At 37.5% G+C, this 416-nt stretch carries 1 protein-coding gene; it reads left to right on the top strand.

Going from position 1 to position 416, the window contains the following annotated elements; genetic code table 11:
* The coding region (locus tag AC1DUA_RS40785) for an RNA polymerase sigma factor (RefSeq protein WP_477505033.1) at window positions 1-173 on the top strand (173 nt) is incomplete at its 5' end.
* Window positions 174-416: the final 243 nt, after the last annotated feature.

Here is a 416-nt window from a genome sequence, read left to right as displayed (position 1 = left end):
CAAAAGTAATTTCTCTGCCTCCCAAGTATCGAGAAATTCTGATTTTGCATGCTCATTATCAACTCTCGATCAAGGAAATGGCAGCCATTCTTAACATTTCGGAGGGGACTGTGAAATCCAGACTCCATCGTGCCAGATTGAAGGTGAATGGGCAGTTTAGCCTAACAAAATAAATATATTTAGAAAAGAGATGTCCTGGCACTTTACCAATTGATACATTATCAACCTGTCGATACGACAGGTTTTTTGCAGTTAAACAAAGAAATAAACAGAAGAAAGAAGGAAAAAATTTCTATCCGTCGAAAGAACATACCGAAAGCCCTTTTAAGTGTTCAGGCTTAGTTGGTGAATGTTATTTCCGATTGGTTTAATTCTCATATGAATTGTTAGCATGCAATCTTGGAGAACGGTATGAC

The organism is Paenibacillus sp. 01T422 (assembly GCF_056398785.1).
The sequence above is the reverse complement of the archived record's forward strand: the minus strand, read 5'-3'. Positions and strand labels throughout refer to the sequence as shown.